The organism is Streptomyces sp. NPDC029526, assembly GCF_040637405.1.
Classification (GTDB): Bacteria; Actinomycetota; Actinomycetes; order Streptomycetales; family Streptomycetaceae; genus Streptomyces.
In genome coordinates, this window is sequence record NZ_JBEZWE010000002.1 from 386,153 (window position 1) to 411,822 (window position 25,670).

Sequence of the window (25,670 nt, forward strand, 5' to 3'; positions counted from 1 at the left end):
GCCCACGCGGCTCCCTCGAGGGGCCCCGTCGGCCCGGGACACGAGCACGGGGCCGTGCCTCCCGGATACGGGTGAGGCACGGCCCCGTGCGGTGGTACGGGCGGGGGCGCAACCGGCGCCCGAGTCCTAGAACTTGGGCCGGTTGAACCAGGCGGCGCCGTTCCGGTTGGCGCAGTACACGACGATCAGGATGCCCATCACCAGGCTGATCAGGGAGAAGACGTTGGCACCCGCCAGGCCGAGCAGACTGAACAGAATGGTGAACGAGGCGTAGACGATCGCGGAGACGCGCACCCCGCCGCCGCCGGTGCCGAACTTCGCCGCGGTGAGGATCGCCCACACGGCGAAGCCGATCACGATCGCACCGAACACGATCATGACACCGACGCCGATGCTGACGACCCGGTCGGCATCCTCGGCGGAGAGGTTCGGATCGCTGTTGGCGGCGTCCTCGAAGTACTCGGTGAACCAGCTGGAGGCGATCATCATGAACAGGCCGCCGACGACCTGAAGGCCGCCGAGGACGAACAGCATGACGCGGGCGGCCTTCACGGTGCCGGGCATCGGCATGTGGGCGGGCGGCGGACCGCCGTAGGCCGGCGCCGCCGGGTACCCGTAGCCACCCTGCTGCGGTGCGCCGGGGTACTGGGGGTGGCCGTAGCCCTGCTGGGGTTGCTGCGGCTGCTGGGGCGGCTGCCCGTAGGGGTTGTTCGGGTCGCCGAAGCTCATGGCGGTCCTTCCTCCGTTGTCGCTCGTGCGGGGACGACGCGTGCACGGCTCGGAGGAAGTCCTGTGGATGCGGTCCGTCCCCCCGGTTCTGCCCGCGGCACTTCTGGACTCATCGTTCTTGACCTTTCTCTTACTTGTCCAGCCGCGCGCGGCAGGTGTTGTGCAAGTGCAACATCGTCGATCATGTCCGGCCGCACGGCGGAACGGCCCGGGACAAGGGCGGACGGGGGGTGCGGCGGTCGCGGTGTGCGCGTTCGCGGACGTTGCTGCCGTGCGTCGTCAGGGCTGATTGGAACCGGGGGCCCGTCATCCGGGAGGATGGGGTCATGACCGCCCAGATTCTCGATGGCAAGGCCACCGCAGCCGCGATCAAGTCCGATCTGACCGCCCGCGTGGCGGCGCTGAAGGAGAAGGGCGTCACGCCCGGCCTCGGCACGATCCTCGTCGGGGAGGACCCCGGCAGCCAGAAGTACGTCGCCGGCAAGCACCGGGACTGCGCGCAGGTCGGCATCGCCTCCATCCAGCGCGAGCTGCCGGCCACGGCCACGCAGGACGAGATCGAGGCGGTCGTCCGCGAGCTGAACGAGGACCCGGCGTGCACCGGTTACATCGTCCAGCTGCCGCTGCCCCGGGGCATCGACGAGAACCGCATCCTCGAGCTGATGGACCCCGACAAGGACGCCGACGGCCTGCACCCGATGAACCTCGGGCGGCTCGTCCTCAACGAGCCGGCCCCGCTGCCCTGCACCCCGAACGGCGTGCTGACCCTGCTGCGCCGCTACGGCGTGGAGATCAAGGGCGCCGAGGTCGTCGTCGTCGGCCGCGGTGTCACCATCGGCCGTCCGATGCCGCTGCTGCTGACCCGGCGCAGCGAGAACGCCACGGTGACCCAGTGCCACACCGGCACCCGTGACCTGTCGGCCCACCTCAAGCGCGCCGACATCATCGTCGCCGCCGCGGGCAGCGCGCACCTGATCCGGGCGGAGGACGTCAAGCCGGGCGCGGCCGTGCTGGACGTCGGCGTCTCCCGCAGCGCCGAGGGCAAGATCGTCGGCGATGTCCACCCGGACGTGGCCGAGGTGGCCGGCTGGATCTCCCCGAACCCCGGCGGCGTCGGTCCGATGACCCGGGCCCAGCTGCTGGTCAACGTGGTCGAGGCGGCGGAGCGCAGTGTCGGCTGACCGGAGCACCCGCGGCGCCGGGGAGCGGGTGCGTGACGCCGGCGACGAGCCCGTGGAGGACCGCGCCGCGCATCCCGGCGCCCGTGATGACGAGCACCGGACGGAGGCCGCCGTCGAACGCTCCGCCGACGGCCCCGGCGCCGAGGGCGAGGACGCCCTCGCCCGGGACGGAGCGCAGGACGGAGCGCAGGACGGCGCCCCGGACGGCGCCCCGGACGGCTCCCGGGAAGGCGCCCGGGGCGGTGAGGGGGCCGAGGCTCCCGGCGCTCCCGCGGAGGACGCCTCCGACGAGGAGATCGTCGTGCGGGACCCCGTCAGCGCGCCCGACGCCCGGGGGCGGCCCCGGCGCGCCACCCGCCGCTTCCCGCTGTTCACCCGGGACACGGCGCGCCCCGAGGGCGGTGGCCGGGCGGCTGCCGGTGACGCCCCGGCGCCCGCCCGGCAGTGGCCGATCCTGGCCGTGCTGTTCCTGGTCGCGCTGGGGTTGCTGCTGACCGCGTCCGATCTGTTCCGGCTCGGCACCCTGCTGATCGGGGTGGCGCTGCTCACCGGCGCCGTGCTGCGCTGGGTGGTGCCGGACGTCGGCATGCTCGCCGTGCGCTCCCGGTTCACGGACATCGTCACGTACGGGGTGCTCGGCATCGGGATCGTGGTGCTGGCGCTGATGGTCCAGCCGGATCCCAAACTGCAGATCCCGTTCCTGAAGGACCTGCTGCACTTCACCGTCAGCGGCTAGGGCCTCTCGTTCGGGACGCTCCCGTCACCGCCCGTTCCCCGTTCCCCGCGCCCTGGTCCCGACACCGGGCCTCGGCGGGTCGTACGGCGGCGGCCCGCCCTCACCCCCGTGAAAGGACGGGCCGCCGTCGGGAACAACCTTCCGGTACGTCGAACGGCCTGTTCAACGGGTGTGGTGCCGCTGTGGCACGGAAGTGACCGTTCCGCTACGCGCCCCGGATCCCCCGGACCGCCTCGCGACCTTCGCGGCGGGCGATGAGGGCCATGAGAGCCTCGTGTCCGGGCGGGGAGGGTGCCGACGCGGAACCCCCGAGCGTGGACCCGGGTGTGTTCCCGAGATGCTTCCGTCGCGGCCCGGTGCCGGGGTCGGCCCCGGCTCCGGGGTCAAGAGGATGCGGTCATCCCGTCCCGGACAATTCGGAAGTTGCGGGGCGTTCCGTGCGCTTGTGCCGGGTTCCGTTCGGAACAGGGGGTCGCCGGTGGGAGACTGGGTCCCAGCAAGTAGGCGTGCGAGGGTGCACGCCCGCGCCCTGACGCTCCCGTGCGCCCCCACCCCGGGAACTGAGATCCTCACTGGCGGCATCCCTGTGGGTAGCCAGAACCGGACTCGGCCAAAGGGCACCATGCGCGAGGGAAACACCAGCACGTACCGGGGGGAAGAGGGGGGAAGCAATGCCTCGTTGGAAGGCCTTGCCTGAGGAACTCGATCCGCAGATCAGGGAGTTCACCAGCCAGCTCAGGCGGGTGGTGGACCGCAGCGGCCTGAGCGTCGCGTCGGTCTCCGACCGGACGGGTTACAGCAAGACGTCCTGGGAGCGGTATCTCAACGGCCGCCTGCTCGCGCCCAAAGGCGCGATCGTGGCGCTGGCCGAGGTCACCGGCACCAACCCGACGCACCTCACCACCATGTGGGAGCTCGCCGAGCGTGCCTGGAGCCGCTCGGAGATGCGTCACGACATGACCATGGAGGCCATCCGGATCTCCCAGGCGCGCGCGGCGCTCAGCGAACTCGCCGGGCCCGGGAGCGGCGGCAGATCGCGCAAGGGCGGCGCCGCGGTCCGGCCGGGTGTCGCCGGTCCGGCCGGCGTCTCGCCGTCCGTTCCTCCGCAGCCGACCGCCTCGGACGTCCGGGACGCCGTCGGTGGGCCCGAGGGTGCCTCCGACGTGAACTCCTGGGGGGTCACGGGCCCCGGTGGACCGTCGCAGTACGGCCGTCCCGGCCAGGGCGCCACGCCGCCCGCGGGGCGCGGGCGCACCCCCGGGTCCTCCGGCGCGCACAGCGCACCGCCCGCGGGTACCGCGGGGCGCACGCGCTCGGGCGGTCCAAGTGGACCGGGTGGACCGGGCGGCAAGCGGCGCATCTCGACGTTCGTCGCGGGCGCCATCGGCGCCCTGGTGGTGGTCGCCGCCGGGCTCTACGTCAGCAGCATCGAGGACGCCAAGAACAAGGACGCCGTCGCCACGTCCCCGTCGCCCAGCGCGTCCGCCGACGCGGACCTGCCTCCCGGGGTCAAGTGCAGCGGTGACAGCTGCACCGGCAAGGACGCGGAGAACATGGGGTGCAGCGGCGACCTCGTGACCACGGCCAAGACGGCCACCGTCGGCACCGCCACCGTCGAGGTCCGCTACAGCGAGACCTGCGCCGCCGCCTGGGGTCGCATCACCCAGGCCGCCCAGGGCGACGCGGTCGAGATCAGCGCGGGCAAGGCCAAGCAGACCAACGACATCACCGAGGCCGGCGACACCGTCACGTACACCGCGATGGTGGCCGTGAAGAACGCGGAACAGGCGAACGCCTGCGCGGTGCTGGCCTCCGGCGTGGAGGGCTGCACCGAGTGACGCGGGCGGCGCGCCGGCGGCCGGCCCGCCGGTGACACGCCTCCCACCGGGTTCCGGCCCGGCCGGTGCCGTGGAACCCCGGTGTCCGCCGGGCGGGCATGGGGGTCTCGAACGGGCTTCGTGGGGGATGTGTGGTGACGGGTATGGGCCGCCTCCCCGGGGGCAGGCGAACCAGTACCCCCACGGGAGCCGGCAGCGGTCCCCGACGGCGGCCGCCCCGTCCCCCCTCTCCCCGGACGGGCGGCCGCCTCTTCCCGTCGTGGGCCCGATCCGTGCGGGCACCGGAGCGACCGCTCACGCTGCGTGGACCACGCCGTCGCTCTGTGGGGTGGGCCACAGAGAGCCCGGCCGTCCGGGTGGACGGATGCGCGATAGCCTGACCGCTGGATCTCTCTTGACGCCAAGAGATCGATCATCCGTCGGCGGTCCTCCCGTTCCGGTGATCGGTCGTCACGGCGGACGCCGGTCACGAGCCGGAAGCGGGATCCCGCACCCCGGGGCAGGGACCGCCCCACCGCCAGCTGTCATACGGAGAACGCCATGACCCGCACTCCCGTGAACGTCACCGTCACCGGCGCGGCCGGCCAGATCGGTTACGCCCTGCTCTTCCGCATCGCCTCCGGCCAGCTGCTCGGCGCGGACGTGCCGGTCAGGCTGCGCCTGCTGGAGATCACCCCGGCCCTCAAGGCCGCCGAGGGCACGGCCATGGAGCTGGACGACTGCGCCTTCCCGCTCCTGCAGGGCATCGACATCACGGACGACCCGAACGTGGCCTTCGACGGCGCCAACGTCGCGCTCCTCGTGGGTGCCCGTCCGCGCACCAAGGGCATGGAGCGCGGTGACCTCCTGGAGGCCAACGGCGGCATCTTCAAGCCGCAGGGCCAGGCCATCAACGCCCACGCCGCGGACGACATCCGCGTCCTGGTCGTCGGCAACCCGGCCAACACCAACGCCCTCATCGCCCAGGCCGCCGCGCCGGACGTGCCCGCCGAGCGGTTCACCGCGATGACGCGGCTGGACCACAACCGCGCGCTGACCCAGCTGTCGAAGAAGACCGGCGTCCCGGTCTCCGAGATCAAGAAGCTGACGATCTGGGGCAACCACTCGGCGACGCAGTACCCGGACATCTTCCACGCCACCGTCGCCGGCAAGAACGCCGCCGAGGTCGTCAACGACGAGAAGTGGCTGGCCGAGGACTTCATCCCGACCGTCGCCAAGCGCGGTGCCGCGATCATCGAGGCCCGCGGTGCCTCGTCGGCCGCGTCCGCCGCCAACGCCGCCATCGACCACGTGTACACCTGGGTCAACGGCACGGCCGAGGGCGACTGGGCCTCCATGGGCATCCCGTCGGACGGCTCCTACGGCGTTCCGGAGGGCCTCATCTCCTCCTTCCCGGTCACCGTCAAGGACGGCACGTACGAGATCGTCCAGGGCCTGGAGATCAACGACTTCTCCCGGGCGCGCATCGACGCCTCCGTCAAGGAGCTGGAGGAGGAGCGCGAGGCGGTCCGCGGCCTCGGCCTCATCTGATCCGACGCGGCGCAGGGCCCCGGCCCGGCGCGACGCGTCCCCGCGGGTCCAGAGCCCCGCACCGGTTCCGGCCGGTGCGGGGCTCCGCCGTTTCCGCCGCCGTTTCCGCAGCCGTTCCGCCGGTGCGGGCGGCGCGGACGGAACCCGGCACCGGGCGGAACGGCCACTCCGGCGGCAGGCGGGAACGGGTACTCCGGCGGAAGACGGAAGACGGGTAGCGACCAATGGTCGGCAGTCGGCAGTCGGTAGTCGGCGGTCGGCACTCGGCGGTCGGCGGTCCGCGAGCGGCGGGCGCGACGCGCGAGGTCACCTATGGCCAGAGGTTGACGCATATCACACGATCACAATCTTGACATTCTGATTCCTGTCGTTCTCCTCCAGCCTCTATGCTGATGCACCTTCACCCCCGGGCCACCTCCGGCCCCATGCTCCCGAAGGATCGGCATGAGCACCGCTCCCGTGCCGCGACAGTCGCCGCACCCGCGCAGCCCCGCGCCCCCGGACCCGCCGCCCGTTCCGCCGCACAGCAGTGAGGCCACCCGGCTGATGTGCGCCGGGACCTACCAGGACGCCGCGTACCGCCGGCGCGTCATCGACGAGCTCTACGTCAAGGAGCACCACATCGCCGCGCCCGCGCTCGGTCACGACGCGGCCCGGGTCCTGGCGCACGCGCTGCGGGCCCGGCGGGAGCACCTGAAGTGGTCCGGCGCCGTGCTGGGCCTCTGGGCGGTGGGCCTGCCGCTCAGCGGCGGGTTGCTGGTCGGGCCGCTGCTGGCCGGTGCGGTGCTCGCGCTCGCCCCCGGACGCAAGGGCGGTCGCCCCGCCCCGGCCTACCGGCCGCTCGTCCTGGTCGTGGGGTGGGTCCTGTTCGTCGCCGCCCTCGCCGTGCTGCTGGGCGTCGCGTTCGGGGGCGGTTCCTCGTCCGGGCCGGACTCCTCGAACGGCTCCGGGGCGACCTACGGCTCGTCCTCCCCGTACGGCGACAGCTCGTCGTCGTACTACGGCAGTTCGGGCGGGACGTCCGACTCGCTGGACGAGCTGCCGTCGGTGCTCGGGGGCGGCGGGGCGGAGCCCTGGCAGGCCTGGATCGGGCTCGGGACGCTCGCCCTTGTCGGACTGTGCGCCGCCACCCGGCGGGAGCGGTACACCCGCGTCTTCGTGGAGGAACTGTCCGAGGGCGGCTTCATGGAACTCGCCGACGACCCCGCCGAGCGGGCCGGCGGCGAGCGGTTCCGGCGCGTGATGGAACGCATCCGCCGGGAGCAGCACGCGCCGTTGGTCCTGTACGACGAGGCCGCCCCGTTCCGCGGAGCGGGAGCGCGGCGCGACACCTGGGTGCTCGCCGTCGAACTGCGGCCGGTCCCCGACACCGCGCAGCAGCCGCTCAGCAACCGGGCCGTCCTGGACAAGATCCGCCCGATGCTCGAACAGCTGCGGGTGCCCGCCGCGCACGCCGATCCGGCGCTCGTCCGAGACCGGCTGCGCCGGCTGGAGATCGACGAGTGCGTGTTCCTGCCCGTCGACGGGCTGGCCCGGCGCGACGAGGCGCCCCTGTCCGTGCGGGACTTCGAGCAGCACCGCGCGCGGGCCGTCGAGGAGGGCGGCGAGCGGCGGCGGCACTTCCTGCGCATCCGCGTCGGCGGCTGGGAGGAGGAACTGGTCGTCACCGTCTTCGTGCGGGTGCACACCCAGGGCGGGATGCTCATGCTGGAGATCGCCCCGCATGTGCTGTCCCCCGTGCGGGCCGCCTTCAAGGACGTGGAACGGGACGCGCTCCGGGCGCGCAGCGCCCCCGCGTTCGCCAGGGCGGCCGCGGCACTCGGTGAGGTGCCCGCCTCGGCGGGCCCCGCGCTGGTCGCCCTGTGGCGGGGTGCGGCTGAGCAGTGGCGGCTGCTGACCGACGGTCACGCCGACCTGCCCCCCGAGGGGCCGGAGATGTCCGTACGGGAACTGGCGGCGACCTCCGGATCCACGTTCCAGACGATGGACGTGGACCGGTACCTGCGCAGCATCCAGGACCGCGTCGGACGAGGGGTCCGCCGGGCCCTGGCCGAAGCGGGCTACGAGACCGGCGAGTTCGTGCAGAAGATCGTCAACGTCAGCAACGGTGCCGTGCACATCGGCCGGGTCGAGGGGTCCACCTTCGCCATCGGCGACCACGCCCGCGCCGGCCACCGCGGCCCGGGGCCGCAGAGAGGACCCAGCAGAGATGACACCTGAGGAGCCGGGCGTCCGCATCGGTGACGTCACGGGCAGCACCTTCGCCGTCGGCAGCCACGCCCGGGCGGTCAGCCACCACCACGCCCCGGACCGGGCGGACGAGAGCGCCGAGGAACTTCTCCGGGCCGTCCGTGAATTGCGGGCGGATCTGGCCCGGGTGCGGCAGAGTGAGCAGACCGCACAGCTGGACGAGGCGCTGGCGGACACCGAGGACGAGATCGACCGGACCGGTGCGGTGGGCGAGCCCCGCCGCCGCAGGGTGCGGGAGCTCCTGACGGACGCCCAGGCCCTGACGGCGGTGCTGGCTTCGGCCGCTACCGTTGCGGGACTGCTCGGCATGTGACGCGGGCGGCGAGCGAGACGAGGGGGATGTCATGACCGGGGGACCGCGGTACTGGAACGAGGACTCCCAGCGGTGGGAGGAGGCGGACGGGGACGGTGCCCCCAGCCCCGGCGCCGGCGCCGGCGCCGGCCCCGGCCCTGGCCCCGGCGCCGGAGCGCCGGGAGAGCCGGCGGCCGGCGAGGGCGGCACCCCGGCGGTCGTGTGGCCCACACCCACGGTGGTCTCCGGCGGGGACCCGGGCAGCGGCCCCCTCGCGCCGAGCGGCGGGGGAGCGGGCCCCGGCGCCCCGGGAGCGCCCGCGTCGGACGGCACCGGCGCCGCCGCGCCCGGAGTGCCGACCGCTCCCGCCGTGCCCGCCGCTCCCGACGTCTCGCCGTCGGCGCCGACCCTCACCGGCCTTCAGTGGTCCGGCCCCGTACCGCCCCCGCCTCCCGGCGGGGTCACCCCGCCGCCCTGGACACCGGCCGATCCCTACCCCTCCGGATCCCACCCGCCGGGCACCCCGCTGCCCGCGCCCGCTCCGGGCACCGGCCGGCGGCGGCTCTGGCTGGTGGTGGGCGGGGCCGCGGCCGTCGGCGTGACCCTGGGGCTGGTGGCCACGCTGGCCGCGCGGTCGGGGGGCGACACCGACGAGCGGGCGGACAAGCCGGCGGTCTCGGCGAGCCCGTCGCCGACGGCCGGGTCCCCGGAGGCCGACACGCAGGGGCAGCCGCCGTCCGCCCCGGCCGGCGACGGAACCGCCTCCGCCCCGTCCCCTCTCGTCGACGAACCGCCCGCCGGATACCGGCTGTTCACCGACCCCGAGGGCTTCACCATCGTCCGCCCCGAGGGCTGGACCCGCGAGGAGGTGAGCTCCAAGTACGGGATCGACGTGGTCAACTACTACAGCGCCGACCGCACCCGACGGATCCAGGTGTTCGAGGTGTCGGAGGCGTCGCCCGCCGAGTCGCACGCGCTGTTCCTCTCGGACGCGGTGCAGAAGGCACCGGGGTTCACCGAACTCTCCCTGACGGACGGCGGCTCCGGCGACGACTCCGTGTCCCGGCTGGAGTACCTCGTCGACTCCCTCACGGGCCAGCCCGACGTCGGGCCGTGGCACGTGGTGGACGAGCGGTTCACCTCCGCCGACGGCAAGGTCTACGCCGTCGCCGCCTACGGGCCCGACGCGGAGGACCGGGAGAGCCGGCGGCAGTTGCTGCGGACGGCACTCGACGGTTTCTGCCCGCCGGGCACCACCTGCGCCGACGGCGCCGGCTGACCGGGCCCACCGCCCGTTCCGCCCTCCCCATGCGGCCCCGGGCCGTGACCGTGTGCTCACGGCCCGGGCGTTTCCTCCCTCGGTGTCCCCCTCTTCCGTGACTCGGCGCACTTCCGGCCGGGAATCGCGCATGCTTTCGGCCTTCCGGGGCAGGTGCACCCGGTCCCATGCGACGACATCCGTGCGGCGCGTGGGCGGGCAACAGGAACGGAAGGCAGTCAGCGATCATGGCGGACAAGACGGAACGCGAGGCGCGCGGCACGATCCACGCGGGGGGCGAGTGGCGGGCGGCGGTGTCCGGGGCCACGCGGGAGATCATCGACCCCGCCGACGCCCAGCCCTTCGCCGTGGTCGCGGAGGGCGACGAGAAGGACGTGGACCTGGCGGTGACCGCCGCGCGGCACGCCTTCGACGAGGGCCCCTGGCCTACCACCCCGGTCGCCGAACGGGCCGAACTGCTGCGCCGTGTCGCCGCACTGCTCACCCGCGACCGGGAGCGGCTGGGTCTCCTGGAGAGCAGGGACGCGGGGAAGACCGTGGAGGAGGGCCGCGTCGACATCGACTGTGTCGCCGACGCCTTCCGCTACTTCGCCGACCTGGTCGCGGGCGAGGCCCCCGGCCGGGTCGTGGACGCGGGCTCGCCCGACGTGCACAGCGTGGTCGTGCACGAGCCGGTCGGCGTCTGCGCCATGATCACACCGTGGAACTACCCGCTGCTGCAGGCCAGTTGGAAGATCGCTCCGGCGCTGGCGGCGGGCAACACGTTCGTCGTCAAGCCCAGTGAGATCACCCCGCTGAGCACCGTCGCCCTCATCGACCTGCTGATCGAGGCCGGGCTGCCGGCCGGGGTGGCCAACATCGTCACCGGCCCCGGGCACACCGTGGGCGCCCGGCTGGCCGAGCACCCCGACGTGGACCTGGTGTCCTTCACCGGCGGGCTGGCCAGCGGCACCAAGGTCGCCCGGGCGGCGGCGCCGACCGTGAAGAAGGTCGCCCTCGAACTCGGCGGCAAGAACCCCAACGTGGTCTTCGCCGACGCCTGCGCCACCGACGAGGACTTCGACACCGCCGTCGACCAGGCCCTCAACGCGGCCTTCATCCACAGCGGCCAGGTCTGCTCGGCCGGTGCGCGGCTCATCGTCGAGGAGTCGGTCCGCGACCGCTTCGTCGCCGAACTCGCCCGCCGCGCGCAGCGGATCCGGCTCGGCCGGGGCACCGCGGAGGGCGTCGAGTGCGGCCCGCTGGTCTCCGCGCAGCAGCGCGACAAAGTCGAGGCGTACGTGGCCTCCGCGCTGGAGGAGGGCGCGGTGCTGCGCTCCGGCGGCAAGCGGCCCGAACCGTCCGACGAACGCCCCGCGGGCGGGTACTTCTACGAGCCGACCGTCCTCGACCACTGCCACCGCGAGATGCGCGTGGTGCGCGAGGAGGTCTTCGGACCGGTCGTCACCGTGGAGACCTTCCGCACCGAGGACGAGGCGGTCGCCCTCGCCAACGACACCGAGTACGGCCTGGCCGGGGCGGTGTGGACCACCGACGCGGGCCGTGCCCGGCGGGTGGCCGGCCGGCTGCGGCACGGCACGGTGTGGATCAACGACTTCCACCCCTACCTGCCGCAGGCGGAGTGGGGCGGCTTCGGCAGGAGCGGAGTCGGCCGCGAACTGGGCCCGGCCGGGCTGGCCGAGTACCGCGAGACCAAGCACGTCTACCAGAACCTCGCGCCCAAGCCGGTGCGCTGGTTCGCGGGCTGAGCCACAGGCCACCCGCCGGTGGACCGGGCACCCCCGCCCAGTGCGACGCACCACCCGCGTGACGCCCCGTGGCGCACCGCCGCGCGGGGCCGTCCGGCCCCGCCGCGGCGAGCCACGCTGCCGCCGTGTGCCGCCCGGTCACCCGACGCCCCGCGGGCCGTGATCCGGCCGGAGGGCGGCGGCGAACCGCTCCCGCCCCGTACCGCGGCCGCCGTGCCGCGGTGCGCCGCCGTGCCCGTACCGGCCCGCGGCGCCGGCGGTCCGCGCCCGCCCGGCCCTTCTCCCCTTCCTCGACGCCCGGCGTCGACCCCGTCTCAAGCCGTCCCACCGTCCCCAGTTCCCGGAGGAGTACCACTGCCATGCCAGAACACACCCACACGTACGACTACGTCGTCATCGGCGGCGGCACGGCGGGTTCGGTCATCGCCTCGCGGCTGACCGAGAACCCGGACGTGACCGTCGCCGTCATCGAGGGCGGCCCCAGCGACGTCGGCCGCGACGACGTGCTGACCCTGCGCCGCTGGATGGGCCTGCTCGGCGGCGAACTGGACTACGACTACCCGACCACCGAGCAGCCGCGCGGCAACTCGCACATCCGGCACAGCCGCGCCCGGGTGCTCGGCGGCTGCTCCTCGCACAACACGCTCATCGCCTTCAAGCCGCTTCCGTCCGACTGGGACGAGTGGGAGCAGGCCGGCGCCGACGGCTGGGGCGCGGTGCAGATGGAGGCGTACTACGCCCGGCTGAAGAACAACATCGTGCCGGTCGACGAGAAGGACCGGAACGCCATCGCCCGCGACTTCGTCGACGCGGCGCAGAAGGCCCTCGAAGTGCCCCGGATCGAGAGCTTCAACAAGAAGCCGTTCCAGGAGGGCGTCGGCTTCTTCGACCTCGCCTACCACCCGGAGAACAACAAGCGGTCCTCCGCGTCGGTGGCCTATCTGCACCCGGTGATGGACGAGCGGCCCAACCTGACGATCCTGCTGGAGACCTGGGCGTACCGGCTGGAACTCGACGGGACCCGCGCCACCGGCGTCCACGTCCGCACCAAGGACGGCGAGGAGATCCTGGTCTCCGCCCGCAACGAGGTGGTGCTGTGCGCCGGCGCCGTCGACTCGCCGCGGCTGCTGCTGCACTCGGGCATCGGGCCGCGCGCCGACCTGGAGGCGCTCGGCATACCCGTGGCGCACGACCTGCCCGGAGTCGGCGAGAACCTGCTGGACCACCCCGAGTCCGTGATCGTGTGGGAGACGGACGGGCCGATCCCGGACAACTCCGCGATGGACTCCGACGCCGGTCTGTTCGTGCGCCGCGACCCGGAGCACGCGGGCCCGGACCTGATGTTCCACTTCTACCAGATCCCGTTCACCGACAACCCGGAGCGACTGGGCTACCGGCGGCCGGAGTTCGGCGTCTCGATGACCCCGAACATCCCCAAGCCGAAGTCCCGGGGCCGTCTCTACCTCACCAGCGCCGATCCCGAGGTCAAGCCGGCCCTCGACTTCCGCTACTTCACCGACGAGGACGACTACGACGGCCGCACCCTCGTCGACGGCATCCGCATCGCCCGCGAGATCGCGAAGACCGAGCCCCTGGCCCACTGGCTCAAGCGTGAGGTCGCGCCCGGCCCGGACGTCACCGGCGACGAGGAGCTGAGCGAGTACGCCCGGAAGGTCGCCCACACCGTCTACCACCCGGCCGGCACCTGCAGGATGGGCGCCGTCGACGACGAACAGGCCGTGGTGGACCCCGAGTTGCGGATCCGCGGCCTGGAGGGCATCCGCATCGCGGACGCCTCCGTCTTCCCGACCATGACCGCCGTCAACCCGATGATCGCGGTGCTGATGGTCGGCGAGCGGGCCGTCGACCTGATCGGCGGCGACGCCCGATGAGCACCTCCACCCCCGCCGAGCCCGCCACCCCCGCCGAGCCCACCGAGCCCGCGACCCCGGCCGAGCCCACCGCCCCGTCCGCGGACACTGCGGCGGACGCCGCCCCGTCGACGGACACCCCGGCGGACGACGCGCCGGTCTTCCGCGTCCAGGGCCTGTGGAAGGTCTTCGGCCCGAAGGCCGAGCGGATCCCCGCGGACCCCGCGCTCGCCGCGCTCGAGCCCGCCGAACTGCGCGCCCGCACCGGCTGCACCGCCGCCGTGCGGGACGTGAGCTTCGACGTCCGCAAGGGCGAGGTCTTCGTCGTCATGGGCCTGTCCGGCTCCGGCAAGTCCACCCTGGTGCGCTGCCTGACCCGGCTCATCGAGCCGACCGCGGGCACCATCGCCATCGACGGCGAGGACGTCCTCGCCATGGACAAGGCCCGGCTGCGCGCACTGCGCCGGCACCGCGCCGCCATGGTCTTCCAGCACTTCGGCCTGCTGCCGCACCGCACCGTCCTCGACAACGTCGCCTACGGCCTGGAGATCCAGGGCATGGGCAAGGCGGAACGCCGTGAGCGGGCCGCCGAGGTCGTCGCGAAGGTCGGCCTGGAGGGCATGGAACAGCGCAGACCCGCCCAGCTGTCCGGCGGTCAGCAGCAGCGCGTCGGCCTGGCCCGCGCCCTCGCCGTCGACCCCGAGGTGCTGCTCTTCGACGAGCCGTTCAGCGCCCTCGACCCGCTGATCCGGCGGGACATGCAGGAGGAGGTGACCCGGCTGCACCGCGAGGAGGGCCGCACGATGGTCTTCATCACCCACGACCTCCAGGAAGCCCTCCGCCTCGGTGACCGGATCGCGCTGATGCGCGACGGGCGCGTGGTGCAGCTGGGCACACCCGAGGAGATCGTCGGCGCGCCCGCCGACGACTACGTCCGCGACTTCGTCCGGGACGTCCCGCGCGAACAGGTCATGACCGTCCGCAGCGCGATGACCCCCGGCGACTGCGGCGGCCCCGACCACCCGGGCGCCCTCGCCCCCGACACCGTCGTCTCCGTCGCCGTCGGGACCGTCGCCCGCACGGGGCGGGCCGCCTGCGTGGTGGAGGACGGCCGCTGCCTGGGCCAGGTCGACCACGTGGGCCTCCTGAAGGTCGTCGCCGGTCTCGACCGGGGCCCGAGCCTGGCGAAGGAGGCCGTGCGATGAGCACCTGCGTCAGACCCACGTCCGCCCGAACGGCGCGGGGGTGCGGCGGATGAGTGCCGTGACCACCCCGGCGCCGCCCTCACCGCCCGTGGAACCGGCCGAGGAGCAGGCAACGCCGACGCTGCGCTCCCGTACGGTCCACCCGCTGGTGCGCCGCCTGATCCCGCTCGCGGTCGCCGCGGCCGTGCTCGTGCCGGTCGCGGTGGCCCTGTGGGGCAGCGGGACCTGGCCCGCCGCACTGACCGTCGACGTCAAGACCCCGCTGGACGACGCCTACTCCTGGGTCGTGCGCAACCGGGACACCAACCCCGTCTTCCTCTACTTCCTGCTCCACCTGAGCAACTGGTCCGACGACTCCGTCGGCTGGATGACGGCCCTGCTGGTCGACGTCGGCTGGTTCCCGGTGACGCTGATCGCCGTCCTGGTCTCGTGGCGCGTCGGCGGCCTGCAGAGCCGGCGCGGCCTCAAGCTGGCCGGCGTCACCGCGGGCTGCTTCGCGCTGTGCGGGGTGCTCGGCATGTGGGAAGCCACCATGGAGACCCTCGCCCTGATGGCGATCGCGGTCGCGGTGTCCGCGGTCGTCGGCGGGCTGCTCGGCCTGGGCGGCGGCCTGTCCGACCGCTTCCAGCGGGTGCTGCGCCCGGCGCTGGACACCATGCAGATCATGCCGGCGTTCGCCTATCTGCTGCCGCTGGTGCTGCTGTTCGGCATCGGCGTGCCGTCCGCGCTGATCGCCACGATCATCTACGCCGCCCCGCCCATGGCCCGGCTCACCGCGCTCGGCCTGCGCGGTGCCGACCCCGGCGTGATGGAGGCGGCCAAGTCCCTCGGGGCGAGCCCCGCGCAGCGGCTGCTGAGCGCGCGGCTGCCCCTGGCCCGTAAGGAGATCCTGCTCGGTCTCAACCAGACGATCATGATGGCCCTGTCCATGGTCACCATCGCCTCCGTGGTCGGCGCCGGCGGCCTGGGCGAGGAGGTCTTCCAGGCCCTGTCCACCGTCGACGTCGGCAGGGCGCTCGCCGCGGGCATCCCCATCGTGCTGCTGGCGGTCTGGCTGGACCGCACCACCGCTGCCGCCGGGGACCGTCTCGGCGAGGGCCCCGGCCCGTCGCCCGTCCCCCTGCTGCACGGCTGGGCCGGCTGGGGCCTGACGGCGGTCGTGGCCACGGTGGTCTCCGTGGCCGGTTATCTCCTGCTCATCGAGGAGTGGCCCGAGCCGTGGACGGTGAACATCTCCGGGCCCGTCAACCGGGCCACGGACTGGTTCACCGGCCACCTCGCCGAGGGCGTGCCCGTCCTGGGCGGCACCCGCACCTGGGCCGACGGCTTCACCACCTGGGTGCTCGACCCGATCCGGTCCGGACTGACCGGCACCCCGTGGTGGGTCCTGGTCCTGGTCGCCGCGGTGCTCGGCCTCCTCGCCGGCGGCTGGGGCGCCATGGCCACGGCCGCCGCGGCCATGGCCGGGGTCGGCGTCATCGACGTGTGGAACCGGTCCCTCGACACGCTGTCGCAGGCCGTCGCGGGCGTCGTCGTCACCCTGGTCCTCGGCTTCCTGATCGGCGTGCTCGCCGCCCGGGTGCCGGTGGTGGAACGGCTGCTGCGGCCGGTGCTCGACACCATGCAGACCCTGCCGCAGTTCATCTACCTGATCCCGGTGGTCGCCCTGTTCAACGTGGGGCGCTCGGCCGCGGTCGCCGCCGCGGTGCTCTACGCGCTGCCCGCCGTCGTCCGGATCACCGTGCAGGGCCTGCGCCAGGTGGACCCCGCCGCGCTGGAGGCGTCCCGCTCCCTGGGCGCGGGCACCTTCCAGCAGATCCGCCAGGTCCAGGTGCCGCTGGCCCGTCCGGCGCTGATGCTCGCCCTCAACCAGGGCGTCGTCCTCGTCCTCGCCATGGTCATCGTCGGCGGCTTCGTCGGCTCCGGTGCCCTCGGCTACGACGTCGTCTACGGCCTCCAGAAGAGCGACCTGGGCACCGGCCTGACCGCCGGCGTCGCCATCGTGCTGCTCGGCCTGGTCCTGGACCGCACCACCCAGCGCACCCGCGCGGCCGCCGGCACGCCCTGAACCCCCCACCCGGCCCGGCGCGGGCCGCGGGGCCGAACCTCCGCACCCGCGCCGGACCGCGGCACCGTCCACCCCTCGCAAGAGGGACCGTCCCCCTCGCAACAGAAACGAGAGAACGCACCATGCGCATGAAGAACGAACACTCCACCGGCCGGAAGAACACCGCGGCCGGCGGCGGGAGAACGCGCCTCGTCCGCGCGGCGGGCGCCGCCGCCGTCGTCCTCGGCCTGACCGGGGTGAGCGCCTGCGCCGCCGCCGACACCGGTTCGTCGTCCTCCGCCAAGGGCTCCTCCGGCAAGGTCACCATCGCCGTGCCGTCCTGGGTCGGCGCGGAGGCCAACGGCGCCGTCGCCAAGTACATCCTCGAGAACGAGCTGGACACCAAGGCCGAGCTCAAGCAGCTCGACGAGTCGGTCGCCTTCGACGCCCTGCACAGCGGCAAGGTCGACGCCATCATGGAGGACTGGGGCGGCGCGCCGAAGAAGGTGCAGCTGTACGTCGAGGAGAACAAGACCGTCGTCGAGGGCGGCGACCTCGGCGTCGTCGGCCACATCGGCTGGTTCGTGCCGAAGTACCTGGTCGACAAGCACCCGGACATCACGGACTGGAAGAACCTCAACAAGTACAAGGACCTGTTCAAGACCGCGGAGAGCGGCAACAAGGGCCAGCTGCTCGAGGGTTCCCCGTCGTACACCACCAACGACGACGCGATCATCAAGAACCTCGACCTGGAGTACAAGACGGTCTACGCCGGCTCCGAGGCCGCCCAGATCACCCAGATCAGGGAGAACTACAAGGCCAAGAAGCCCTTCATCAGCTACTGGTGGACCCCGCAGTGGCTGAACGCCGACATCGACATGGTCGAGGTGAAGCTGCCCGAGCACAAGGAGGGCTGCGACGCCGACCCGGAGAAGGTGGCCTGCGCCTACCCGGAGACCCCGCTGCAGAAGTACTTCAACGCGGACTTCGCCGAGGAGGGCGGTGACGCCGCGAAGTTCCTGAAGAACTTCAAGTGGACCGCGGACGAGCAGAACGAGGTCGCCGCGATGATCGCGGGCCAGAAGATGAGCTCGGAGGCGGCGGCCGAGAAGTGGGTCAAGGCCAACAAGGACGTCTGGGAGAAGTGGCTGCCCTGACCGGACCCCCGCCCGGCCCTCGCCGGCACCCGGCGGGTCCTCGCCGGCATCCGGCGGGTTGCGGCAGCAGCCCCACGGCACGCCGCCGGCCTCGCACGGACGGCCCTCGCGACCTCGGCGTCGCGAGGGCCGTCCGCGCTCACCCGTACCCGCGGGGCGTCAGTGCCGCTGCCCCGGCCGGTAGTGGCCCGGCGTCAGGCGGCACGTCACGCCGAACCGGTTCCACGCGTTGATCACCGTGATCGCGGCGACGAGCTGCGCCAGTTCGGCCTCCTCGAAGCGGGCGGCGGCCCGCCGGTACACCTCGTCCGGCACGAAGCCGTCGGTCAGCACGGTCACGGCCTCCGTCAGTTCGATCGCCGCCAGCTCCCGCTCCGTGTAGAAGTGCGGCGACTCCTCCCAGGCCGCGAGCTGCACGATCCGCTCCACGCTCTCGCCCGCCGCCAGCGCGTCCTTGGAGTGCATGTCCAGGCAGAAGGCGCACTGGTTGAGCTGCGAGGCGCGGATCTTCACCAGCTCCAGCAGTTTCGGGTCGAGCCCCTTCCGGGACGCCGCGTCCAGCCGCACCATCGCCTTGTACACGTCCGGGACCAGGGAAGCCCAGTCCAGGCGGGGAGCGGGCTCCGGCGCGTACGCCGCGCCCCCGGCGCCGTCGGTGGAGCCGGGGTTCGTGCTCTGCTTCGCTGTGGTCGTCATGACGGCGAGCCTACGAGCGGAGCGGCCCAGGAGTATGGTCCATTCCCATGGCGAAACCCTGGGCCACTTACGGCGTCGACCTGCACCTCGAACGCAGCGGGCCCGGACTGCGCCGCGGCCTGACCGACGCCCTGCGCGACGCCATCCGCACCGGCCGCCTCGCCCCCGGCACCCGGCTGCCCTCCTCCCGCTCGCTCGCCGCCGACCTGGGCGTCGCCCGCAACACCGTCGCCGACGCCTACGCCGACCTGGTGGCCGAGGGCCGCCTCACCGCGCGGCAGGGTTCCGGCACCCACGTCGCCGACCGCGCCGTACCCCGGCCGCCCGCCCGCAGGGCCCCCGCGCGCCCGCCGGGCCGGCTCCCGCACGACCTCGTCCCCGGCACCCCGGACCTCGCCTCCTTCCCCCGCACCGCCTGGCTGCGAGCCACCCGCCGCGCCCTGGCCGCCGCTCCCCACGACGCCTTCGGGTACGGCGACCCGCGGGGCCGGCCGGAACTGCGCGAAGCCCTGGCCGACTACCTCGCGCGGGCCCGCGGCGTGCGCGCCGACCCGGAGAACGTCGTGGTCTGCGCCGGCTTCGCCGACGGCCTGCGCCTGCTCACCGCGGTCCTGCGAGACCGGGGCGTGCACACCCTGGCCGTGGAGTCCTACGGGCTGGACGTCCACTGGGACCTCGTGGAACGGGCCGGCACCCGCACCGTGCCGCTGCCCTACGACGAGCACGGCCCGCTGGTCGCCGGGAGCGACGCGGGCGCCGTCCTGCTCAACCCGTCCCACCAGTTCCCGCTCGGCGGCGCCCTGCCTCCCGCCCGCCGGGCCGAGGTGCTCGACCGGGCCCGGCGGACCGGCGGCCTGGTCCTGGAGGACGACTACGACGGCGAGTTCCGCTACGACCGCCAGCCCGTCGGCGCCCTCCAGGACCTCGACCCCGCTCACGTGGTGTACCTCGGCACGGCCAGCAAGTCCCTCGCCCCCGGACTCCGCCTGGGCTGGATGGTCCTGCCGCCGTCCCTGGTGCCGGAGGTCACCGCCCACGGCGGGGCCCGCTCCGTCGGCGTGGTCGACCAGCTGGTGCTCGCCGACTTCCTGACCTCCGGCGCCTACGACCGCCACGTCCGCGCCGCCCGCCTGCGCTACCGCCGGCGCCGTGACGCCCTGGTCGAGGCGCTCGCCACCCGGGCCCCGGACGTCAGGGTCACCGGCATCGCCGCCGGGCTGCACGCCGTCCTGCGGCTGCCGCCGGGGACCGAGCCGTCGGTGGTGCGCGCCGCGACCTGGCAGGGCCTGCGGGTCCTCGGGCTCGGCCGCTTCCGTCACCCCGCCGCCACGGACACCCCGGTGGACGGCCTCGTCGTCGGCTACGCCACCCCGCCCGACCACGCCTGGGCGGGCGCCCTGGAGGCGCTCTGCAAGGCGCTGCCCTGACGGGGGGTGGCCTGACCGGGGGTGGCCTGACTGGGGGTGTCCTGACCGGTGGTGCCTGTCGGGCGTTCGCGGTGATGGCCCTTCACGTCGTTCCGTCGGGGGAGGCTCCGGGTCTCTCTTCCGAGGCTTCGCCGAAGGGGGCCGGGTGCCTCGCGCCGGTCGACGCGACCGGCGGTGGCCCGACCGGCGGTGGCCTGACCGGTGGCGTCCTGACTGGGGGTGGCCTGGCCGGTGGTGGCGCTCGGGTGTCCGGGGTGACGGGTCCTCACGGCGTTCCGTCCGGGGAGGAGCCGGCCTCGTCCTCCGGGGCTTCGCCGAAGCGGCTCAGGGCCAGCGCGCCCGCCACCGCCACGGCGAAGCCGAGCACCGCGAGCCAGCCCCAGCCCGGCCGGGTGCGGTCGCCCAGCCAGATCACCCCGGCGAGGGCCGGACCGACCGTCTCCCCGAGGACCAGGCCGGCCGTGGCGGCGGTCACCGAGCCGCGCTGCAACGCCGACGTCAGGAGCAGGAACGCGGCGCCGCCGCCCAGCACCAGCGCGTAGGCGGCCGGGTCGGTGAACAGCGAGGTCAGTGAGGACAGCGAGGACAGGGAGACGTCGTCGACGAGTCGGACCGACACCTCGACGACCCCGAACCCGAACCCGGCCCCGAGGCCGAGGACACCCGCCCGCGCCCGTTCCGGCAGCCGGCCGCCCGCCGTGCCGAGCAGCAGCACCGCGGCGGCGGTGCCGAGCATCGCCCACCCCAGCCAGTCCGGCCCCGACCGGTCGCCCTCCGCCCCGGAGGCCAGCCCGAGCATCGCCAGTCCGGCGCACACCACCGCCACCGCCGTCCACTCGGCCCGGCTGAGCCGCACCCGGAGCAGCACCGCCGCCACCACGGCGGTCACCGCCAGGCTGGCCGCCAGCGCCGCGCCCACCGCGTAGATGGGCACGGCCCGCAGCGCGACGATCTGCAGCACGAACCCCAACCCGTCCAGGGCGAGTCCGGCGAGGTAGCGCCACTGCCGCAGCGCCCGCAGCAGCAGCAACACGTCCCCGCCGGGGTCCGTGCGGGCCGCCGCGCGGGCGGCGATCGCCTGGAGCACCGTCGCCGTGCCGTAACAGACCGCTGCGCCGAGGGCGCACACCATGCCAAAGATCACAAAACGACAGTAGAGCCGGGCGCCGCGCGGGGCCCTGCGGCACGCGCCGTCGCCCGGGTCTCTAGGCTGTCCGCCGCGAGCCGGGGAGCATGGGTCCGGCCGCGTACACACGCATAACAAGGGGGAGTGGCCGACATGGCGGAAACGCGACGGCGACTGAGGTCCAGCACGGTGGTGCTCGGCGGGATGGGCGTCCTGGCGGCGGCCCTGTCCGCCTGCGGGTCGGATCCCGACCGGCGCTGCGTGGACCGCAACAGCTACGACTACCTCAAGGGGTACAAGGTCGTGGCCGACAAGAACTGCAAGTCGTCCTCGGGTTCGGGCTCCTACGGGAGCTCCGGCAAGAACCGCAGGGGCGGCACCGGCAACGCCGGCTGGTACTACGACGCCGACGTCAGCCGCGGCTACGCCGACAACGGCACCTTCAGCCGCAGCGCCGCCGTCGACCGGGGCGGCTTCGGCTGCTCCGGGTCCGGCAGCGGTGGCGGCTGAGCCGCGGGCGACGGAGGGACCGGACCGTGGAACGCCGCACCATCACGCCCCGCCCCGACTGGCAGCGGACCGTCGAGGAACAGGGGCTCATCTACCCGCTCACGCTGCCCGCGGAGCACGAGGCCGCCCGGGAGGCGGGGCGGCCCGTGCCCGACGACGCGTGGGTGCCCTACTGGGACGAGAGCGCGCACTACGTCTTCACCCTGGACGAGGTGGAGGCGCTGGAGGAGGTCGTCGAGGACCTGCACCGCATGTGCCTGGAGGCCGCCGGGCACATCGTCGCCGAGGACCGCTTCGCCGACCTGGGCATCACCGACCCGCGCGTGGTCCGCGCGGTCACCGAGGCGTGGCAGCGGCGCGACGAACTGCCCTCCCTCTACGGCCGGTTCGACCTGCGCTACGACGGCACGGGACCGGCGAAGCTGCTGGAGTACAACGCCGACACGCCCACCTCGCTGGTGGAGGCCGCGTCCCCGCAGTGGTTCTGGATGGAGGAACGGTTCCCCGGCGCCGATCAGTGGAACTCCCTCCACGAGCGCCTCGTCGACGCCTGGAGGCGGCAGTCCGCGCTGCTGCCGCCCGGCTCGCCCCTGTACTTCGCCCACTCCTCCGCCGACGCGATCGGCGAGGACCTCATGACCGTCGCCTACCTCAAGGAGACGGCCGAGCAGGCCGGGCTGGAGACCGACTGGCTCACGATGGAGGAGATCGGCTGGGACCGCCTGTCCGGCAGGTTCGTGGACAACAAACTGGGGTTCATCCGCAGCATCTTCAAGCTGTACCCCTGGGAGTGGCTCACCACCGACCGGTTCGCCGACCATGTGCTGGAGACGCTGGACAACGGCGGCGGCACCGGCAGCACCCTGTGGATCGAACCGGCCTGGAAGATGCTGCTGAGCAACAAGGCCCTGCTGGCGATCCTGTGGGAACTGCACCCCGGCCACCCCAACCTCCTGCCCTCCTACCTCGACGGCCCCCGCGACCTGGCCGACACCACCGGATACGTCGCCAAGCCGCTGCTGGGCCGTGAGGGCGCCGGAGTGACCGTCCACCCGGCGGGCACCGCTCCCGTGGTCCGCGACGAGCCCTGCTGCTACCAGGAACTCGCGCCGCTGCCCGACTTCGACGGCAACCACGTCGTCCTCGGCGCGTGGGTCGTCGAGAACGAGGCCGCCGGACTCGGCATCCGCGAGTCCTCGGGACTGATCACCGACGAGTACGCCCGCTTCCTGCCCCACGTGATCCTCCAGCCTGGAGGTCCATGACGGTCCGCCGGCGGAGTCGGTGAGGGTCAGTGCGCCGGGTGGTGCAGGTCCAGCACGTCGCCGAAGCGGGTGAACACCGAGTTCTCCTCGCGGACAGTGGACACACGGGCTCGTTCACCCGGCAGCAGGACAAGGAGCATCAGCGGCCGTACCACGGTGCGTCTGGAGATCGTCGGTGTCCCGGGGGCGTCCGGTGAGAAGTGCTCGATCTGGAGGAGGTCTGTGTCACCGCTCACCAGAAGCTCCCAGGTGTGTACGAGTTCTTCTTCGTCACCGTCCGGGCCACGCCCGGTGAGGACGAGGGACTCGGATTCGGCGGCGACGGAGAGGGAAGCCCCGCCGAGCGCGCCCTCGACCATGGCCGAAGTGCCCAACTCTCCGCCGACCAGGCCCCCGCTGAGATGGTCCGGGCACTCCCAGTCGCCGTCCGGGCGTTGCACGGAGTAGTACAGCTCTTCGGCGAGGAGACCGTCGTGCCTGCGGTGCAGCAGCAGGACGAACCCGAGGCCGCCGCTGATCCACACGTCGGCGACGGTGACAGTGCCGACGGGGATGGCCGAGTGACGTGCGGCCTCGCGGTCGGCCGGTGGGCGCCCCAGCCGGAGGGCGGCTCCGGCCATGTCGGCCATCGGCTTTCTCATGTTCCCTTTTCTTCCTCGTCCGTCGCAGCTTCGCGGATCGGCCCTGTGCCCGCCGGCCTGTGCGGTGAGCGCCGGGCGGGCCACGCCGCCCCGGTGCCGGGATGCAGCACCTGAGTCCGATGTTCTCAGTGGTCATGGGCGATCAGGGACCCTTTGATCTTCGCCGGTGGCCCAGGCGGGCCAGATGCCGGCGGCGAGGGCGAGGAGCCCTCGTCCGGTGCGGGCGAGGACTCCGGCCGGGGTTGTGCCGCCGTGTCGGTCCAGGCTGAGCCGGTCTTTCAGGGGTGGCGAACACGGCTTCGATCCGCCTCCGGCCGGCCGTCCCCCCGCGCTGCGAGGCTGCGTGCCGTGCCGTGCTGTGCCGCACCACACGGCACGGCACCGTGGCCCCCGGGGGGCGTCCCCTCACCGGCCCCGGCAGGGCCGGCGTGGTGGCTCCCGCATCGTGGACGGCCGGCCACGGCACTGGGTGCCGCCCGGTACCCTGACCTCGGGTCGTGACTGGCGTGCTGGGATGGAACAACCATCGGGAAGCGGCCCCCGGGCCCGTGGACGACGGGGACCCGGCACCGTGCCGTGCGCCTGGGCCGCACCGTGAACGCCGAACGCCACGTCCGGAGGTCCCCATGTCTGCCGCCGAGCCCCTCTCCACCGCTTCCACCGCCTTCCGTTCCGCCCTCGACGTGATCCGCGCCGTCGAGCCGCGCGTGGCCGACGCGATCGGCCAGGAGGTCGCCGACCAGCGCGAGATGCTCAAGCTGATCGCCTCGGAGAACTACGCCTCCCCGGCCACCCTCCTGGCGATGGGCAACTGGTTCAGCGACAAGTACGCCGAAGGCACCGTCGGCCGCCGCTTCTACGCCGGCTGCCGCAACGTCGACACCGTCGAGTCGCTGGCCGCCGAGCACGCCAGGGAACTCTTCGGCGCCCGCCACGCCTACGTCCAGCCGCACTCCGGCATCGACGCCAACCTCGTCGCCTTCTGGGCGGTGCTCGCCGACCGGGTCGAGGCGCCGTTCCTGCAGAAGACCGGGGTCCGCCAGATCAACGACCTCTCCGAGGCCGACTGGGCCGAGCTGCGGCAGGCCTTCGGCAACCAGCGCATGCTCGGCATGTCCCTGGACGCCGGCGGCCACCTCACCCACGGCTTCCGGCCCAACATCTCCGGCAAGATGTTCGACCAGCGGTCCTACGGCACCGACCCCGCCACCGGCCTGCTCGACTACGAGGGCGTGCGCGCCACCGCGCGCGAGTTCAAGCCGCTCATCATCGTGGCCGGTTACTCCGCCTACCCCCGGCTGGTGAACTTCCGGAAGATGCGCGAGATCGCCGACGAGGTCGGCGCCACGCTCATGGTCGACATGGCCCACTTCGCCGGTCTCGTCGCCGGCAAGGTCCTCACCGGTGACTTCGACCCGGTCCCGCACGCGCAGATCGTCACCACCACCACCCACAAGTCGCTGCGCGGCCCGCGCGGCGGCATGGTCCTGTGCGACGACTCCCTCAAGGACCAGGTCGACCGCGGCTGCCCGATGGTCCTGGGCGGCCCGCTCCCGCACGTGATGGCCGCGAAGGCGGTCGCCCTGGCGGAGGCCCGCCGCCCCGAGTTCCAGGACTACGCTCAGCGCATCGTGGACAACTCCCGCGCCCTCGCCGAGGGGCTGACCCGCCGCGGCGCCACCCTCGTCACCGGCGGCACCGACAACCACCTGAACCTGATCGACGTCGCCACCTCCTACGGCCTCACCGGCCGGCAGGCCGAGGCCGCCCTGCTCGACTCGGGCATCGTCACCAACCGCAACGCCATCCCGGCCGACCCCAACGGCGCCTGGTACACCTCCGGCATCCGCATCGGCACCCCCGCGCTGACCACGCGCGGCCTGGGCACCGACGAGATGGACGAGGTCGCCGGTCTCATCGACCGCGTCCTCACGACCACCGAGGCCGGCACCACCAGCAAGGGCGCCCCCTCCAGGGCGCAGCACGTCCTGGACCCGAAGGTCGCCGACGAGATCTCCCAGCGTGCCACCGACCTCGTGGCGGGCTTCCCGCTGTACCCCGAGGTCGACCTCGGCTGAGGCCGCGTGGGCGGGCACCGCGCCCGCCCCGCCCGGCATCCGGTGGCGGCCCGCACCCCCGTGG

General features: G+C 73.5%; 20 protein-coding genes. 16 read left to right on the forward strand and 4 right to left on the reverse strand.

What is annotated here, in order from left to right; translation table 11 throughout:
• Positions 1-126: 126 nt before the first annotated feature.
• On the reverse strand, positions 127-729 hold the full coding sequence (locus tag AB0F01_RS07300; protein WP_362090770.1) for a hypothetical protein: 603 nt from the start codon (positions 727-729) through the stop codon (positions 127-129).
• Positions 730-1,055: 326 nt separating this feature from the next.
• Here AB0F01_RS07300 and AB0F01_RS07305 point away from each other — a divergent pair, with 326 nt between their 5' ends.
• From AB0F01_RS07305 to AB0F01_RS07360, 12 genes are all read left to right on the forward strand, one after another.
• The gene (locus AB0F01_RS07305) at positions 1,056-1,910 is read left to right on the forward strand and encodes a bifunctional methylenetetrahydrofolate dehydrogenase/methenyltetrahydrofolate cyclohydrolase (protein WP_362090772.1); all 855 of its coding nucleotides are present in this window, start codon (positions 1,056-1,058) and stop codon (positions 1,908-1,910) included.
• A gap of 28 nt (positions 1,911-1,938) precedes the next feature.
• A complete protein-coding gene (locus tag AB0F01_RS07310) occupies positions 1,939-2,646 on the forward strand; it encodes a DUF3017 domain-containing protein (protein ID WP_362090774.1) in 708 nt (235 codons plus the stop codon).
• 671 nt (positions 2,647-3,317) lie between these two features.
• Positions 3,318-4,484, forward strand: a complete 1,167-nt coding sequence (locus AB0F01_RS07315; protein WP_362090776.1) for a DUF2690 domain-containing protein — start codon at positions 3,318-3,320, stop codon at positions 4,482-4,484.
• A 540-nt stretch (positions 4,485-5,024) separates the two neighbouring features.
• The gene (locus AB0F01_RS07320) at positions 5,025-6,014 is read left to right on the forward strand and encodes a malate dehydrogenase (protein ID WP_362090778.1); all 990 of its coding nucleotides are present in this window, start codon (positions 5,025-5,027) and stop codon (positions 6,012-6,014) included.
• Between the two features lie 444 nt (positions 6,015-6,458).
• Complete coding sequence (locus AB0F01_RS07325) at positions 6,459-8,234, forward strand: hypothetical protein (protein WP_362090780.1); 1,776 nt, start codon at positions 6,459-6,461, stop codon at positions 8,232-8,234.
• Positions 8,224-8,577 (forward strand): hypothetical protein, encoded by a 354-nt coding sequence (locus tag AB0F01_RS07330; RefSeq protein ID WP_362090782.1) that lies wholly within the window; start codon positions 8,224-8,226, stop codon positions 8,575-8,577. Before AB0F01_RS07325 ends, AB0F01_RS07330 begins: the two co-directional genes overlap by 11 nt.
• Positions 8,578-8,608: 31 nt before the next feature.
• Positions 8,609-9,835 (forward strand): hypothetical protein, encoded by a 1,227-nt coding sequence (locus AB0F01_RS07335; RefSeq protein WP_362090784.1) that lies wholly within the window; start codon positions 8,609-8,611, stop codon positions 9,833-9,835.
• Positions 9,836-10,062: 227 nt separating this feature from the next.
• A complete protein-coding gene (locus AB0F01_RS07340; RefSeq protein WP_362090786.1) occupies positions 10,063-11,583 on the forward strand; it encodes an aldehyde dehydrogenase family protein in 1,521 nt (506 codons plus the stop codon).
• A gap of 359 nt (positions 11,584-11,942) precedes the next feature.
• Positions 11,943-13,475, forward strand: a complete 1,533-nt coding sequence (locus tag AB0F01_RS07345) for a GMC oxidoreductase (RefSeq protein WP_362090788.1) — start codon at positions 11,943-11,945, stop codon at positions 13,473-13,475.
• A complete protein-coding gene (locus tag AB0F01_RS07350; protein ID WP_362090790.1) occupies positions 13,472-14,659 on the forward strand; it encodes a betaine/proline/choline family ABC transporter ATP-binding protein in 1,188 nt (395 codons plus the stop codon). The genes AB0F01_RS07345 and AB0F01_RS07350 overlap by 4 nt, the downstream gene beginning before the upstream one ends.
• Before the next feature lie 49 nt (positions 14,660-14,708).
• Positions 14,709-16,727 carry an ABC transporter permease subunit gene (locus tag AB0F01_RS07355; protein ID WP_362090792.1) on the forward strand — a complete coding sequence of 673 codons (2,019 nt, stop codon included), beginning with the start codon at positions 14,709-14,711 and terminating at the stop codon, positions 16,725-16,727.
• A 122-nt stretch (positions 16,728-16,849) separates the two neighbouring features.
• Complete coding sequence (locus tag AB0F01_RS07360; RefSeq protein ID WP_362090794.1) at positions 16,850-17,863, forward strand: ABC transporter substrate-binding protein; 1,014 nt, start codon at positions 16,850-16,852, stop codon at positions 17,861-17,863.
• Between the two features lie 159 nt (positions 17,864-18,022).
• Here the strand turns inward: AB0F01_RS07360 and AB0F01_RS07365 are convergent, their stop codons facing one another.
• On the reverse strand, positions 18,023-18,559 hold the full coding sequence (locus tag AB0F01_RS07365) for a carboxymuconolactone decarboxylase family protein (RefSeq protein WP_362090796.1): 537 nt from the start codon (positions 18,557-18,559) through the stop codon (positions 18,023-18,025).
• Positions 18,560-18,606: 47 nt separating this feature from the next.
• Between AB0F01_RS07365 and AB0F01_RS07370 the strand changes: the two genes are divergently transcribed.
• The gene (locus AB0F01_RS07370; RefSeq protein ID WP_362090798.1) at positions 18,607-19,986 is read left to right on the forward strand and encodes a PLP-dependent aminotransferase family protein; all 1,380 of its coding nucleotides are present in this window, start codon (positions 18,607-18,609) and stop codon (positions 19,984-19,986) included.
• A gap of 265 nt (positions 19,987-20,251) precedes the next feature.
• Here AB0F01_RS07370 and AB0F01_RS07375 read toward each other — a convergent pair whose 3' ends face one another.
• Positions 20,252-21,118, reverse strand: coding sequence for a hypothetical protein (locus AB0F01_RS07375; protein ID WP_362092483.1), 867 nt, complete (start codon positions 21,116-21,118; stop codon positions 20,252-20,254).
• 147 nt (positions 21,119-21,265) lie between these two features.
• On the opposite strand from AB0F01_RS07375, the gene AB0F01_RS07380 reads away from it, so the two are divergent.
• Entirely contained in the window at positions 21,266-21,622 is a 357-nt protein-coding gene (locus AB0F01_RS07380; protein WP_362090800.1) for a hypothetical protein, read from the forward strand.
• A gap of 26 nt (positions 21,623-21,648) precedes the next feature.
• Positions 21,649-22,887, forward strand: a complete 1,239-nt coding sequence (locus tag AB0F01_RS07385) for a glutathionylspermidine synthase family protein (protein ID WP_362090802.1) — start codon at positions 21,649-21,651, stop codon at positions 22,885-22,887.
• Between the two features lie 26 nt (positions 22,888-22,913).
• Here the strand turns inward: AB0F01_RS07385 and AB0F01_RS07390 are convergent, their stop codons facing one another.
• Complete coding sequence (locus tag AB0F01_RS07390; protein ID WP_362090804.1) at positions 22,914-23,528, reverse strand: hypothetical protein; 615 nt, start codon at positions 23,526-23,528, stop codon at positions 22,914-22,916.
• Between the two features lie 626 nt (positions 23,529-24,154).
• Here AB0F01_RS07390 and AB0F01_RS07395 point away from each other — a divergent pair.
• On the forward strand, positions 24,155-25,606 hold the full coding sequence (locus AB0F01_RS07395) for a glycine hydroxymethyltransferase (protein ID WP_362090806.1): 1,452 nt from the start codon (positions 24,155-24,157) through the stop codon (positions 25,604-25,606).
• The last annotated feature ends 64 nt before the right edge of the window (positions 25,607-25,670 follow it).